Source organism: Rhizobium sp. SVR5-9E, from assembly GCF_056755095.1.
The window spans coordinates 23,796-37,063 of record NZ_JBNDHS010000064.1 but is presented as its reverse complement, the minus strand read 5'-3'; the positions used below and the strand labels follow the sequence as shown (position 1 = coordinate 37,063).

General features: G+C 60.8%; 12 protein-coding genes and 1 pseudogene. 6 read left to right on the top strand and 7 right to left on the bottom strand.

The genetic code is table 11. From position 1 onward, the window contains the following. Positions 1-683 (top strand): substrate-binding domain-containing protein (locus tag ACPYOJ_RS24140; RefSeq protein WP_481418494.1); only part of this gene is annotated, 683 nt, incomplete at its 5' end. A gap of 207 nt (positions 684-890) precedes the next feature. On the opposite strand, the gene ACPYOJ_RS24135 is transcribed toward ACPYOJ_RS24140, so the two are convergent. The 7 genes and pseudogenes from ACPYOJ_RS24135 to ACPYOJ_RS24105 all read right to left on the bottom strand — a co-directional run bounded on the left by ACPYOJ_RS24135 (position 891) and on the right by ACPYOJ_RS24105 (position 8,729). Further along, on the bottom strand, positions 891-2,162 hold the full coding sequence (locus ACPYOJ_RS24135) for an MGH1-like glycoside hydrolase domain-containing protein (protein WP_481418493.1): 1,272 nt from the start codon (positions 2,160-2,162) through the stop codon (positions 891-893). Between the two features lie 145 nt (positions 2,163-2,307). After that, positions 2,308-3,368: pseudogene (locus ACPYOJ_RS24130) on the bottom strand (ABC transporter ATP-binding protein). A gap of 50 nt (positions 3,369-3,418) precedes the next feature. After that, the gene (locus tag ACPYOJ_RS24125; protein WP_481418492.1) at positions 3,419-4,273 is read right to left on the bottom strand and encodes a carbon-nitrogen hydrolase family protein; all 855 of its coding nucleotides are present in this window, start codon (positions 4,271-4,273) and stop codon (positions 3,419-3,421) included. Next, a complete protein-coding gene (locus ACPYOJ_RS24120) occupies positions 4,273-5,070 on the bottom strand; it encodes a carbohydrate ABC transporter permease (protein WP_168830030.1) in 798 nt (265 codons plus the stop codon). Before ACPYOJ_RS24120 ends, ACPYOJ_RS24125 begins: the two co-directional genes overlap by 1 nt. Next, the gene (locus ACPYOJ_RS24115; RefSeq protein WP_481418491.1) at positions 5,063-5,956 is read right to left on the bottom strand and encodes a carbohydrate ABC transporter permease; all 894 of its coding nucleotides are present in this window, start codon (positions 5,954-5,956) and stop codon (positions 5,063-5,065) included. Before ACPYOJ_RS24115 ends, ACPYOJ_RS24120 begins: the two co-directional genes overlap by 8 nt. Positions 5,957-6,012: 56 nt before the next feature. Beyond that, complete coding sequence (locus ACPYOJ_RS24110) at positions 6,013-7,476, bottom strand: extracellular solute-binding protein (RefSeq protein ID WP_481418490.1); 1,464 nt, start codon at positions 7,474-7,476, stop codon at positions 6,013-6,015. A 56-nt stretch (positions 7,477-7,532) separates the two neighbouring features. Beyond that, the gene (locus ACPYOJ_RS24105) at positions 7,533-8,729 is read right to left on the bottom strand and encodes an ROK family transcriptional regulator (RefSeq protein ID WP_481418489.1); all 1,197 of its coding nucleotides are present in this window, start codon (positions 8,727-8,729) and stop codon (positions 7,533-7,535) included. Between the two features lie 256 nt (positions 8,730-8,985). On the opposite strand from ACPYOJ_RS24105, the gene ACPYOJ_RS24100 reads away from it, so the two are divergent. The 5 genes from ACPYOJ_RS24100 to ACPYOJ_RS24080 are packed head-to-tail and all read left to right on the top strand — an operon-like array spanning position 8,986 to position 13,263. Continuing rightward, positions 8,986-9,486 carry an NADH-quinone oxidoreductase subunit J family protein gene (locus ACPYOJ_RS24100; RefSeq protein ID WP_481418488.1) on the top strand — a complete coding sequence of 167 codons (501 nt, stop codon included), beginning with the start codon at positions 8,986-8,988 and terminating at the stop codon, positions 9,484-9,486. Continuing rightward, a complete protein-coding gene (nuoK, locus tag ACPYOJ_RS24095; protein ID WP_481418487.1) occupies positions 9,486-9,788 on the top strand; it encodes an NADH-quinone oxidoreductase subunit NuoK in 303 nt (100 codons plus the stop codon). The genes ACPYOJ_RS24100 and nuoK overlap by 1 nt, the downstream gene beginning before the upstream one ends. 4 nt (positions 9,789-9,792) lie before the next feature. Beyond that, positions 9,793-11,262 (top strand): monovalent cation/H+ antiporter subunit D family protein, encoded by a 1,470-nt coding sequence (locus ACPYOJ_RS24090; protein WP_481418486.1) that lies wholly within the window; start codon positions 9,793-9,795, stop codon positions 11,260-11,262. Next, on the top strand, positions 11,259-11,513 hold the full coding sequence (locus ACPYOJ_RS24085; protein ID WP_481418485.1) for a hypothetical protein: 255 nt from the start codon (positions 11,259-11,261) through the stop codon (positions 11,511-11,513). The genes ACPYOJ_RS24090 and ACPYOJ_RS24085 overlap by 4 nt, the downstream gene beginning before the upstream one ends. Further along, complete coding sequence (locus ACPYOJ_RS24080; protein ID WP_481418484.1) at positions 11,506-13,263, top strand: Na(+)/H(+) antiporter subunit D; 1,758 nt, start codon at positions 11,506-11,508, stop codon at positions 13,261-13,263. Before ACPYOJ_RS24085 ends, ACPYOJ_RS24080 begins: the two co-directional genes overlap by 8 nt. Positions 13,264-13,268 lie beyond the last annotated feature (5 nt).

Below are 13,268 nucleotides of genomic sequence, written 5' to 3'. Positions count from 1 at the left end.
TGGAGGAAACGATCGTCCGAGGCTTGCTGTCATGGAAGCCCGCGGCAATCCTGATCGCCGGCTTCGATCACACGCCGGCAACGCACCGCATGCTTTTCGAAAGCAACGTGCGTGTGGTCGAGATGATGGATATCGACGCCACGCCGATCGATGTCGCGGTCGGCATGTCTCACAGACGCGCGGGTTACGCGACCGGCCAGCATCTGGTGGAGCGCGGATATCGCCGGTTCGGCTATGTCGGTCATGATTGGCAAGCGGACCGGCGCGCGCGCCTTCGCTATGACGGGATCTGCGAGGCCCTTGGCGACGCCGGGCTCGGAATTGCTGCTCATGCTATGGCTGATGGTCCAAGTTCGGTCAGTGTCGGACGAGAGATGACGGCGCGCCTCTGTGCGCAGATCGCGAAAGTCGACGTCATCATCTACTCGAACGATGACATGGCCGTCGGCGGCGTGTTCCACTGCCTTGCCGCCGGTCTGCGCATCCCGGAAGATGTCGCCATCTTCGGCTTCAATGGCCTGGATATAGGCCGAGAGCTGCCTCAGCCCCTCTCGACGGTTCGCTCCAATCGGTTCCTGATCGGCCGCACCTCCGTGGAGAAGGCATTCGAGACCCTCGAGCGTCCGGCAACAACGTGCATCGTCGACACCGGCTTTGAGATTTTTCCGGGAGCCACGGCATGAATCAGCAGGCGATGACGAAGGCAGGATTTACCCGCTTTCACTGCCCGTGAGTTGATTGTCATGACGGTGTCAAGCTCCGGTACTAAACGGGCGGGTATATTGCCTCCTAGGATACTGCGTACCGCGTTTCATCACCTAACGGCCCCGCCATCGTGCGGGGCTTTTTGGCGAGAGGACTAGCCGTCGGTCAGGCTTTCATCCCATCGATCATGCCGCGTTGCTTAGTTCCATGTAAGCGGCAGCGGTCCAGGAGAAATCGAGCCCGCCGCAACCCTCGCCGGTGATCGGGTCGAAATATTCGGCAAACCCGACCTTCTCGATAGCGCCTATGGTGGAGCGGCGCAGTTCGGCAGCCATCTCAGTAAGGCCGTTGCGGTTCAACCCGTCGATCAGCAGCCAGTTGATGATGGCCCACGAGGGACCCCGCCAGTAGCGCTTAGCCTCGAAACCTGAATAGGTCTTCGGCGTTGAAGGGAAGGCCACTTGCATGCCATCCGACCAGAGCGTCATTTCGGCGCTGGCTGCCGTCAGGATGTCTCGTTCGAGATCGAGTGCGAGCAGCGGAACGAAGCCGGCTTGGGTTGGGGCTTCGATGTCTTCGCCAGAAACCAGATCACGGGAGACGAAGCGCCTCAGCTTCGGCCGCCATTGCGACAGCAGTGCCGCACGGGAGCGGCTGTTCATCGCCTGCAACTCCTCTGCCTCAGCGATGCGGCCGAGTGCGCGCGCCAGTACCACGAGCTCCTCGCCGGATTTCAGCAGTATGGCTGTTGTCTGGACCTCGGCGATCTTGAAGGGTGCGACTTCCCATTGCCGCGCCGGGTTCCAGCCACAGGCCGCATAGGTGTCGACCAAATGGATGAAGCGTTTGTAGTCTTCGTCGCGCGGCCGCATGGAGGCGTCCACATGGCCGGTGTCCTTGCGCACGATGACGGTCTCGGTCGTGGTCGGCACCCGCTGCATGGCGACGTCCCAGGCAGGCGAATTGTCGCTGCCGCTTTCCCAAGGATGCAGCAAGGCCACGAGGCCGGTGCCCTCCGGGTCTCGGGCCGCATACCACCAGCGATGCCAGGCAAGGGCGGCCTCAAACAGCGGCATCGAGCGCTGCGCGGCGTTCTCAAGGCCACTGGCAACTGCCGCATCGTGGACGCGTTTCAAGGCCATGCCAAAGACCGGCGGCTGGGTGATGCCTGAGGTGGGCACACTGTGGGACGTGCGCCAGACGGCCGGGCCGGGGAAATAGGTATCGCTCGGTGCATGGAAAACAATGTGCGGTATCATGCCGTCCGCCCACTGTCCTTCCACCAGACGCTCAAGCTCGCGATAGGCGCGGAGCACGTCGTAGCCAGCGAAACCCATGGCGACGAATGCGGAATCCCAGTTCCATTGGAAAGGATAGAGGCGGTCGGTCGGGACCGTGTATCCGCCACGATCGTTGGCTCTCAGGATGGCGCGAGCCTTTACGATGAAGTCGTTCATTTCAATTCCTTGACGAAACTAACTAAATTGGCGGCATGCCCCGCGTCCTATGCGAGGCGCGCCTTGGCATTCCAAACCCGGCTGCACCGCGAGCACACCGAGTTCGGCCGAAATGAGCGGCGGTCTATTTCCGAAAGCGGCCTGCTTATTGCTGCGGAAGACGCGGATAGGGCACTCTGTTACCGTTGTGATCAAACAGATGAAGGTTTGAGGCGTTGAATTCCAGCCGACACGTTCGCCGGCCTTGATGCGAGCACCCCCCGTGACACGGACGTTGACCGGCGCATCCAAGCCGTCGATATCGACATAGATGAAACTGTCGCTGCCCAGGTGTTCGGCGACGCCAACGGTTCCCGCCAAGGGTGCGGTATCGGGATCAGCAAGGTGGATGTGTTCGGGGCGAATTCCGAGAAAGCTTACGCTGCTGGCGCCCTGCGGAACGAGCCGGGCAGCCCGCTCGCTCGTGAAAGGGGCGCAGTCGATGATATTCATCTTCGGCGAGCCGATGAACGTCGCCACGAAAAGATTGCATGGCTGATCGTAAAGTTCGAGTGGCTCCCCTTGCTGCTGAATGGCACCTCCGTTGAACACGACGATCTTGTCGGCCAGCGTCATGGCTTCCACCTGATCGTGGGTGACATAGATCATGGTCTTGCCCAGCCTCTTATGAAGCCTGGCGAGTTCCATCCGCATTTGCACGCGCAGCGCCGCATCGAGATTCGACAAAGGTTCGTCGAACAGGAAGGCGACCGGCTCGCGCACGATTGCCCGCCCGATTGCTACTCGCTGGCGCTGGCCGCCAGAGAGTTCCTTGGGCTTGCGCTCCAGTAATTTTTCCAACTGCAAGATTTCCGCCGACGTCGCGACGGCCTTGTCCTGAGTTTGCCGGTCGGCACCTGCAATGCTCAGGCTGAAACTCATGTTCTCGCGTACGGTCAGGTGCGGATACAACGCGTAAGACTGAAAGACCATGGCCAGGCCGCGCTTGTCGGGCCCAGTCCGCGTCACGTTCTTGGCGCCGATGACAATCTCGCCGGAGGTCGTTTCCTCGAGGCCTGCAATCAGCCGCAGCATGGTCGACTTGCCGCATCCGGACGGACCGACAAACACCACGAACGATCCATCGTCGATGTCGAGGTCGACACCCTTGATGATCTCGACGGAGCCGAAGGACTTGCGAATTTCCCTGAGACTGATTGCACCCATGGTTTACCTCTTTCTAGATCGTTTTGCGGCAGTGCCCGAGGCTCACCTGCTCAAGGGTTCGCCCGCCGGGGCGCGTTTGCCGACTGTGCATCGATTGGTCGAAGCGACTGGTAGAGTTCGGGCCTGAGCGCCCGGAAGCTTGGCTCCTGCAGGCGCGCGGGAAGGATCTGGTCAAAATCCAGCCGGGCGATCACGGTCTCTTCGGTGCCATGTCCCGCCTTGCCAAGGAGTTCGCCCGTGGGCGCGCAGATCTGGGAACCACCGCAATAGTGAACGTCTGCCTCGATCCCCGCGCGATTCACCGCTGCCGTGAAGATCTGACTGTCCTGGGCCCTGGCCGGGGTGCGCAGATTCTGAAGGTAGTCGTAACCAACCGGAACAGCTGAAGGATTGATCACCAGCTCGGCGCCGCACATTGCCAGTTCGCTGAACAATTGCGGGATCGCCGCCTCGAAGCAGATTGCAATCCCGACCCGCGCACCGGCGACTTCAAACACCGGTAACTCGGCACCGGCCCGAAACCACAGATGCTCACGCGGATAAAGATGCGACTTCCGGTAGACGCCGATCAGTTCGCCAGTGGCGTCAATGACGGCGACCGATGAGTAATAGACACCGGCGACCTGTCCGTCTGCCTCCAGAACTCCGCAGGCAAGTGCGATCGAATGTTTACGCGCCATGTCGCGCAAGGCTCTGACGCTTCCGCCGCTGATGGGCTCCGCGGAGGCCAGCCAACCGGCAGTGTCCGGTGCGTAGCCCACATCCGCGCATTCCGGCATCACCGCAAAGTCGGCCTTGCCTGCGATGGCGGCGAGGCGGCACTCCATGTGCTCCAGATTGGCGGCACGGTCGAGTGGCCGGGAATTCATCTGGAGGAGCGCAAGGTTCATTTTCGTTCGATTCATCAGGATTTAACCCCACCAAGTGTCAGGCCAGAAATGAACTGGCGTTGGAAAATGCAATAGAGCACGACGACCGGCACCATGCCGATGATGACGCCGGCAGTCAGAGGGCCCCAATCGGAGCCGGTCGAGCCGAGGAAGTTGTACATCGCGCCTTGCCAGGTCTGCATCGTCGCGGAAGACGTGAATGTGGCCGCAAACACGAACTCGTTCCACGAAAAGCGCACGGCGAAGATGACAGCCACCGCAATGCCCGGCCAGATCAACGGCAGCACGATAAGCCGGAACGTCTTCCAGCGGCCCGCGCCATCCATCATGGCCGCCTCTTCCAGTTCGCTCGGAATGGTGTCGAAGAAGTTCTTGAGGATCCAGACGTTGAGAGGCAGGATCAGCGCCTGATAGGTCAGGACCAGACCCTGATAGCTGTTCAGCCAGCCGATTTTTTGCAGCATGAGATAGAGGGGGATGGTGTTGACGGTGACCGGGATCATGAAGACGCCGAGAATAGCCCCCATCAGCAGCCCCTTCCCGCGAAACTCGAACCGGGAAAGCGCATAGCCGGCAGTCGCCGAGATGAAGACGGAAAGGACGGTCGCACCTGCCGCGACGATGAGGGAGTTCATCAGCGCACGAGCAAATTGCGGGTTCGACAGCAGTCTCACATAGTGAGCAGCAGTTGGGTGCGTGGGGATCTGCGGAAAACCGGCAGGATTGATACTGGCCAGCACGACCATGACGAACGGGACAATTACAACCAGGCTGACGAGCGTCAGCAACCCATAACCGACGAGCTTACGCATGAGCGCTCCTTTGCGTGCGCAAATAGATGACCGCACCGATGATGTTCAGCAGGAAAAGCATTATTCCGACGCTTGAGCCGACGGAGAAATTGCCGAACTCGAAGGCCTGCCGATACATGTAGAGAGACATGGTGGTGGTCGAATTGGCCGGCCCACCCTGGGTCATCGCCAGTGGCAAGGCGAACACGTTGACCGTCCACATGGTAATCAGGATGAGGTTTAGGGCGACGAAGGGCTTGAGCAGGGGCAAAGTGACCCGCACCAGAACCTGGCGTGAGGTGGCGCCGTCCATCCGGGCAGCCTCGACGGTCTCCGGGTTGATCGTCGTCAGCGCCGCGCCCATCATCAACACGGTAAATGGCGTGCCGAACCAGATGTTGGTCAGGCTGACGGACCAGATCGCCCAGGCTGAGTTCGAGAGCCATTGTATAGGCCCGATGCCAAAAATGCCGAGGAAGTTATTCAACGGTCCGTGCTGCTGATACATGAACAGCCAGATGTAGGCCACGACCAGTTCCGAGAGCACCCAAGGCAGCACAATGATGGCTCGGAACAGCTGCGCCGATGACGTGAGGCGCTGAAGCAGAAGAGCCAAGCCAAACCCGGCGGCAAACTGCCCCAGTACGCTCGACAAGGTGAAGATCAGCGTTGTTACAGCAGACTTGTGGAAGATCTTCGGAAAGACGTTGTCATTCAGCAGAGTCGCATAGTTTCGCGCTCCGACGAAACTCCAAGCCTTATGGAAAGTCGCAAAGCTGACGTTATGGATGGAGATCCAGATGTTCCAAATGATCGGAACGATGAACAGGATGGTCATCGAAACAATGACCGGAGCAAGCAAAAGTGCGACGAAACGAGAATTGCTTGTCGAGCTGGGTCTCAGCATGATTGGCGCCTCCGAGAGCCGGGCGCCCGTGGGCAGCCCGGCTCTTTAGTTTCAGGTCAGTTGCTGGAGATGACCGTGCAAATGGCGCCGGAGCCGTTGCTATCGGCAGCCTTTTGCATTGGAGTCACGGCATTGATCAGGCGGCCGCCTTTCTCGCAGGCGCCGTTATTGTCATCGGCCACTTTAACCGAGGTGCCTTCCGGCCAACCGAGCGCCTCTAGCACCTGGTGCTGCGCATTCGCGGCAGCCTCAGCTGGATCAGCCCCGTTGAACATGACGTTCTGCACCGTCTCGCTGATCGTGGTGCCGACGCCGGACCAGCTCGGGAAGTTCGGGCGGCCATAGGCGCTGGGGGCGAGCTTCTTGAGTTCATCCCAGCGCTTGTCGCCACCCTTGTCCCAGTAGGCGCCGAAGTCTTTATCGAGATCCGTGGCAAAGGACTGGCGAACGGGCAGATAGCCGAACTTCACTTCGGCGTCGCCCATGACCTTCACGTCCAGCATGGCCTTGAGGAACTGCCAGGCGACATCGGGATGCTCCGACGTCGCGGGGATTGCGAGTGTCCAGCCGCCGGCCATGGTGGCGGTCGGCTCGCCCTTCTTTTCGGTCGGAAACGCCGCAATCACCCCGACATTGCTCATGTCTGCGCCGGTATTGGCCAGCGAGCCATAGACCCACGTCCCTTCAAGAGACGTCGCAAAGCTTCGCGACGCGAACTGCGGCCCGAACTGGTGTTCGGTGAAAGGCGTGATGCCGGCGTCGACCTGCGCCTTGGTGAATTTCAGCGCGTCGATCCACGCCTGGCTGTCGAGGGAAGGAACCCAAGCCTCGCTGGCCCCAGCGTCCTTCGCGGCCTCCTCATCGACCAGTTGCCCGATATCTCCGTTGTGCATCCAGACATAGGGCAGCGTCCAGTCGGCAACCCAGGGCTTGCCGATCAGCAGGCAGCCTTGGATGCCTTTCTTGGAAAGGGCAGCATCAAGCTTCTTGCAGCTCTCCAGATACCCGTCCCATGTCGTCATGGACTGCGGGTCGACACCGGCCTCTTTGAGGAGGTCTTTCCAATACCAAAGCACGCGGGCGTCGGTCCAAGCCCAGATGGCGTGCCATTTGCCCTCATAGAGCGTTCCATCACGATAGGCCGGCAGCCAGTCCTTCAGCCCGTCAAGATCGCGGTCGATATAGGGGGTGAGGTCCTTGGTGAAGCCGGCTGCGGCAAACTCGCCAACTTCAGGCTGGTCGAGCGAAACGATGTCAAGCGGCGTCCCGCCCGCTGCGGCGGCACGAAGCCGCGTAAGCCTGTCGCCAAACGGCAGGATTTGAGCGTTTACCTTCAAATCGACCTGGGGATTGGCCTTCTTAAATGCGGCCTCGGCCAAGGGCAGAATGTGTTCCCAGCGATCGGCCGGAGAAACCAGCACGAGGTTGAGCGATACCTGCTCTGCCGCGGCCGGCGTACCGATCGCAATTCCTGCAGCCACCAGTGCAACTGCCGTAAGTCCAAGTGAATTCTTTGTCATCATGACGTTCCCTTTCTTTGTCAGCCAATCAAAGCGACTGGTTTTTTTGGACCTCTTTATCCGCCCTGCCAGAATGCCGGCTGTTTGAGCGGCAACGCGGCGGTCTCACTGGCCACCTTCAAGGACAAGGAGCCGAGAGACAGCGCTGCAAGTACCGGCAGAGCCGCTGCGCCGAGCGCGGCAGCCTTTCCGTCGCTGAACGAAGCGTCGATCGCCGGAGGGGGTAGGGCGCCCGCTGGCCTGACGCTCGAGATCTTTTCCGCCAGACGTGTTGCGAGCCAGCTGAAGACAGAGTCCGGAAACTCGCCGCCAAGCACGATCCGCTCGGGATCAAGAAGATTTTCTACGGCATGGATCGGAGCGAGCAGCGCGTCGCAGGCATTCTCTAGCCAAGCGATCAGATCTGCATCCTCGGCATTGAGCCGCAACGCCACCTCATCCTTGGTGATACCTGGAAACGCACGCCTCAGGGCGGCGAATGAAACGACATGGTTTACTTCCGGACCACCCATATTACCGACAAGAAGGCGGCCAAACTCGCCGGCGTTGGCCGTCGCGCCGCGCATCGCTGCGCCATTGGAAATGATGCCGCCGCCCAGATTGGTGCCGAAGTAGATATAGAAGAAATCCTGACAACCCCGTGCGCCGCCATGACGCAATTCTCCGATGGCCGCCGCCGTGGCATCGTTTTCGATGAATACCGGCAGACCAGTGTGGCCGCGAAGAATATCGCTCACCGGGACGTCGTCCCAGCCTGGGTAGTTGGGCACCGACCGGACGCGGCCCTCAACGAGAGAGAGCGGGCCGGGTAGAGCCAAACCGACGCCCGCAACAGGCGAGCCGGCCTCAGCCTGCAACTTTCGTATGGTAGCGGCGATCTCCATCAGGGCTGCCTCGGGCGTAGCCTCATGCAATTGCGAGGCTTCCCGGCGCAGCGTCCGTCCGGAGAGGTCGGTCAGCAGAGCGCTGTAGTATCCGCGCTCGAGATGGACACCAATCGAGCAAAGGGCGCTTTCGTTCACCGTGAATTGCTTGGGTGGCTGCCCGCGCCGCGACTTGATGCGCCCAGGCGACCTTATGAAACCATCGGCATCGAGTTCCCCGGTGAGATTGCTGATCGTTTGAACCGTCAGCCCGGTATACGGGGCAATTTCGGCGATCGTCATCGGGCCGTGAACGCGAATAACTTCGAAGACCGCCCGGAGATTATGGGCGTAAGTGTCTTTCTGGCTCAGTCCGGTCACATAGGTCATGTCATTTATTAATCACAATGGATTTAATTAATCAAGAGGCCAATTTTCGACCCTGAGCTGGCGTCGGTCGGGGTCCCGCCACGCGGCTCGCGATAGCCCGAAGTGCGCGCGGCCTCGGTAGACCGGTACCGGTCCCGTTTGGCGCCGCCGACGACTTGTGAAAAATCCGATACTAGGGCACAATTTGTGAGTGCGGCGGCATTTCGATCCGATCGTTTCGCGCCGCGTGACAGTCCGCGTCGGAGGCTCGGCGTCGATGGATCAGGGGTTCTTTCTTCTGTTCGCCACGGTGTCGGTGATCACGGCCCTGCTGCTGGTCCTGGCGCGTAATCCGGTTCACAGCGCGTTGGCGCTGATGGCCTGTTTCCTGCAAATCTCTGCAATCTTCGTCTTGCTCGGAGCGCCGTTGCTCGCGGTGATCCAGATCTTCGTCTATGTCGGCGCGATCATGGTCCTGTTCCTGTTCGTAATCATGATGATCGACGTGCGCGAAGCGTTGTTGCAGCGGTTCTTGCCGGGCGGCAACCTGCCGGCTCTGGTGCTGGTGGTGCTGCTTGGGATCGAGATGCTTGTGCTGGTGCTCTGGAGCAACCGCTTTTCGGTCGCGGAGCCCGTCACTGAGCGCGGCGGCGATCAGCTCAGAGAGCTCAGCACGACGCTTTTCGCCGACTACCTGCTCCCATTTGAAGCCGCCTCGGTCATCCTGCTGGCCGCCCTGGTCGGCGCCATCGTCCTGGCGCGGAAGGAGTCGAACTGATGGTTTCGCTCTCGTGGTATATTTTGCTCGGAGTGGTCCTGTTCGTGATCGGGGCGGCGGGCGTGCTGCTCAGGCGCAATATCCTGGTTGTGCTGATGTCGCTGGAGCTTCTGCTCAATTCGGTCAACATCAACTTCATCGCTTTCGGGCACTATTACGACGATTTTCGCGGGCAGATCTTCGCGATCTTCGTCATCGCAATCACCGCGGCGGAAGTAGCCGTCGCCCTTGGTATCCTGGTCGCTCTTGTGAGGAACAAGTCCACCCTCAAGGTCGACGACATGACGATGATGAAAGGATAGCGGCTTGGACCCGGACCCGGTGATATCGATCCGGCCGCTGCTTGCCGTCACCGTTGCAGGGCTGGCGGCCCTTGCGATTCTCCTTCTGAACAACCGCGAGAGGTTCCGTGATCTCGTCTCGCCATTGGCCGCGGTTGTTTTGTTCGCAATTGTCGTTTCGATGGCGCCCACCGTGCTGGCGGGCGGGGCGATCGAATTGCGCTTGTTCGAGATTCTGCCGGGGATTGCCTTCGCTTTCCGGGTCGATGCGCTCGGCATGGTGTTTGCCACCGTCTCGTCGCTGTTGTGGATCACGGCGGCGATCTATTCCATCGGCTACATGCGGCACTTGCACGAGCATGCGCAGACCCGGTTCTTCGCCTGCTTCGCGGCCAGTCTCGCGGCCGCCGTCGGGGGCGCCTTCGCCGCCAATCTGTTCACGCTGGTGATCTTCTACGAGGTACTCAGCCTCGTGACCTATCCGCTCGTCTATCACCACGAGGACGAAGAGGCATGGAGGGGCAGCCGCAAATACCTTGTCTATCTGATGGGTGCCTCGAAAAGTGCGCTTCTCGCCGCGCTGGCACTGACCTACCAGATCGCGGGGTCGCTCGACTTCAGGGCAGGGGGACTGTTGGGAGGCGTCGATGCCTCAGCGCCGCTGCTGACGGTCGTCTATTTCTGCTATCTCTTCGGCTTCGCCAAGGCCGCAATAATGCCGATGCACGCCTGGCTACCTGCCGCGATGGTGGCCCCAACACCGGTCAGCGCGCTCCTGCATGCGGTGGCCGTGGTCAAGATGGGCGTGTTCTGCGTGCTGCGGGTGGTGTTCCATGTCTTCGGCACGGGGCTGATGGGCAGTCTGCATCTTGGCATCGCTACGGCCTATCTGGCCTCATTCACGATCCTGATGGCGTCCGTCTACGCCCTGACACGGGACGATCTGAAGGCGAGGCTCGCCTATTCGACGGTCAGCCAGCTCTCCTATATCGTGCTGGGCGCGGTTTTGCTCTCGCCCGCCGCGATGGTCGGCGGGATCATCCACATCGCGGCTCATGCCTTCTCCAAAATCACCCTGTTTTTCTGCGCCGGGTCGATCTATTGCGCATCCGGCAAGCGGAACATCAGCGATATGGCCGGCATCGGCCGCAGGCTGCCCTGGACGATGGGGGCGTTCTTCGTCGGCTCACTCAGCATGATCGGGGTGCCGCCGACCGCGGGTTTCGTTAGCAAATGGTATCTGACGCTGGGCTCGATGCAGGCAGGGGATGTCGCGTTCCTGATCGTGCTCCTGGTGAGTTCGGTTCTCAACGCTGCCTATTTCTTGCCGGTGAGCTATCTCGCCTTTTTCAGGACGGAGGCTGAGGAGAGCCCGGCGACGATCCGTGAAATTCCGATGATGACGATCCCGCTGGTCGCGACCGCCATCCTGTCGGTGTCGATGGGCATTTTCCCAAACTATTTCCTGGCCCTCGCGGAAGGAGTTATCAGATGATCAAGCGCGTGGTCGATTTCTTCGGCGACGAAGAATATGCCAATCAGCGGCGCCAGCTGTTTTATCTGGTGCTCGTTCTGATCGTCATCGCGGACTTTCTGGTCCCCCGCGAACACGCCGAATACCCGTGGGACCGCTTGCCGGGCTGGTCGGCCGTCTATGGCTTCGTATCCTGCATTCTGCTGATCTTCGTTTCCAAGTTCCTCGGCCATCAGGGCGGGCTCATGCGGCGCGAGGATTATTATGATTGACTTCGCCCATCCCGCCCTGCTGCTCATTCTCGGCGCCCTGCCGATCCCGTTCCTGAGCGGAACGATCCGCAAGGTCTATCTGCTGCTGATCCCGGCGCTGGCGCTGCTGGCGGTGGTTATGATGCAGCCCGGCAGCTATGGAGCGGCGCAGTTCCTCGGGCAGGAAATCCTGATCGCCAAGGTCGACAAGCTGAGCATCGTCTTTGCCACGGTTTTCACCATCATGGCGCTGATCGGAACGGTCTATGCGCTACACTTGCCTCGTCCCGGCCAGCATGTCGCCGCCTTCGTCTACGTCGGCGGCGCGCTCGGCGTGGTCTTCGCCGGCGACTACCTGACCCTGTACATGTTCTGGGAAACCATGGCGTTTGCTTCTGCCTATCTGGTTTTCGCCCAAGGTGGCCGGCAAGCGATCGGCGCCGGGTTCCGATATCTCATGGTCCATGTCACCGGCGGTGTCGTCTTGCTCGGCGGAATCATTCTCCATGGGCTCTCGACAGGATCGCTGCTCTTTGGCCCGATCGGGGCGATGGGCGCCGGCACTTACCTGATCCTTGCGGGGTTCTTGCTCAACGCCGCGGTGCCGCCGCTCAACGCCTGGCTGACCGACGCTTATCCCGAAGCGACCGTCACCGGGGCGGTATTCATGAGCGCCTTCACCACCAAGACCGCCGTCTATGTGCTGGCGCGCGCGTTTCCGGGAACCGAGCTTCTTGTCTGGCTCGGCACCGCGATGGCGCTCTACGGCGTCATTTATGCGGTGCTGGAGAACGACTGCCGGCGGCTGCTCGCCTATCACATCGTCAGCCAGGTGGGTTACATGGTGGCGGGCATCGGTATCGGGACCGAGATGGCTGTCAACGGGGCCACGAGCCATGCCTTCGCGCATATTCTGTACAAGTCGCTCCTGTTCATGGGAGCCGGAGCGGTGATCTACGTCACCGGGCGGCGCAAGCTCACTGAGCTTGGCGGGCTCTACAAGACCATGCCGGTGACAGTGGCGCTCTATATGGTCGGCGCCTTCGCGATCTCGGCATTTCCATTCTTCTCGGGCTTCGTCACCAAGTCGATGGTGATTGCCGCTGCCGGAGCGGATCACCGGGCGTTGGTGGTGCTGGCGTTGACAATGGCGTCGTCGGGAACGTTCCTGCACACCGGGCTCAAGCTTCCCTATTACATGTTTTTCGGCACGGACCGGAAACTGGAGGCGCGGGAGCCGCCGCGCAACATGCTGGTTGCGATGGCCATGGCGGCGGTGCTCTGCATCGCCATCGGGGTATTTCCCCAGCCACTTTATGCGCTTCTGCCCTATCCGGTCGACTTCGAACCCTATACGGGCGTCCATGTCACCGAGAGCCTCGGCGTGCTGATGTTTACCGCCCTGGGCTTCGTGCTGTTCCTCCGGGCGCTTGATCCAGAGAACACGATCAGCCTCGACACCGACTGGTTCTATCGCAAGGGTGCGCGGGCCTTCATGTGGCTCGCCGAAAGACCGCTGGCGCGTTACGAGCAGGCAGTGAGCAATGTTTCGGAGACAGCGGCGCTGCCCCTCCTCCATGGGGCAGCACGCGCGGGGCTGCGGATCGATCTCGCCGGGGTGGACGCCGTGGTGAACGGCGTTGCCCGCTCGATCCTGCACGGCGGCGGGGCGCTGCGGCGACTCCAGACCGGCGTCGTGACCCACTACGTACTGGCGATGATCGTCGGGGTGATCGCGGCCACCGCCGTTTTCGCCGTGGCGTGGCGCTAGGGGGT

Coding starts and splice junctions, on each gene's coding strand:
- ACPYOJ_RS24085 (WP_481418485.1), top strand. CDS start 11,259: ATGATCAAGCGCGTGGTCGATTTCTTCGGCGACGAAGAATATGCCAAT.
- ACPYOJ_RS24110 (WP_481418490.1), bottom strand. CDS start 7,476: ATGACAAAGAATTCACTTGGACTTACGGCAGTTGCACTGGTGGCTGCA.
- ACPYOJ_RS24105 (WP_481418489.1), bottom strand. CDS start 8,729: ATGACCTATGTGACCGGACTGAGCCAGAAAGACACTTACGCCCATAAT.
- ACPYOJ_RS24115 (WP_481418491.1), bottom strand. CDS start 5,956: ATGCTGAGACCCAGCTCGACAAGCAATTCTCGTTTCGTCGCACTTTTG.
- ACPYOJ_RS24120 (WP_168830030.1), bottom strand. CDS start 5,070: ATGCGTAAGCTCGTCGGTTATGGGTTGCTGACGCTCGTCAGCCTGGTT.
- ACPYOJ_RS24135 (WP_481418493.1), bottom strand. CDS start 2,162: ATGAACGACTTCATCGTAAAGGCTCGCGCCATCCTGAGAGCCAACGAT.
- nuoK (WP_481418487.1), top strand. CDS start 9,486: ATGGTTTCGCTCTCGTGGTATATTTTGCTCGGAGTGGTCCTGTTCGTG.
- ACPYOJ_RS24125 (WP_481418492.1), bottom strand. CDS start 4,273: ATGAATCGAACGAAAATGAACCTTGCGCTCCTCCAGATGAATTCCCGG.
- ACPYOJ_RS24080 (WP_481418484.1), top strand. CDS start 11,506: ATGATTGACTTCGCCCATCCCGCCCTGCTGCTCATTCTCGGCGCCCTG.
- ACPYOJ_RS24100 (WP_481418488.1), top strand. CDS start 8,986: ATGGATCAGGGGTTCTTTCTTCTGTTCGCCACGGTGTCGGTGATCACG.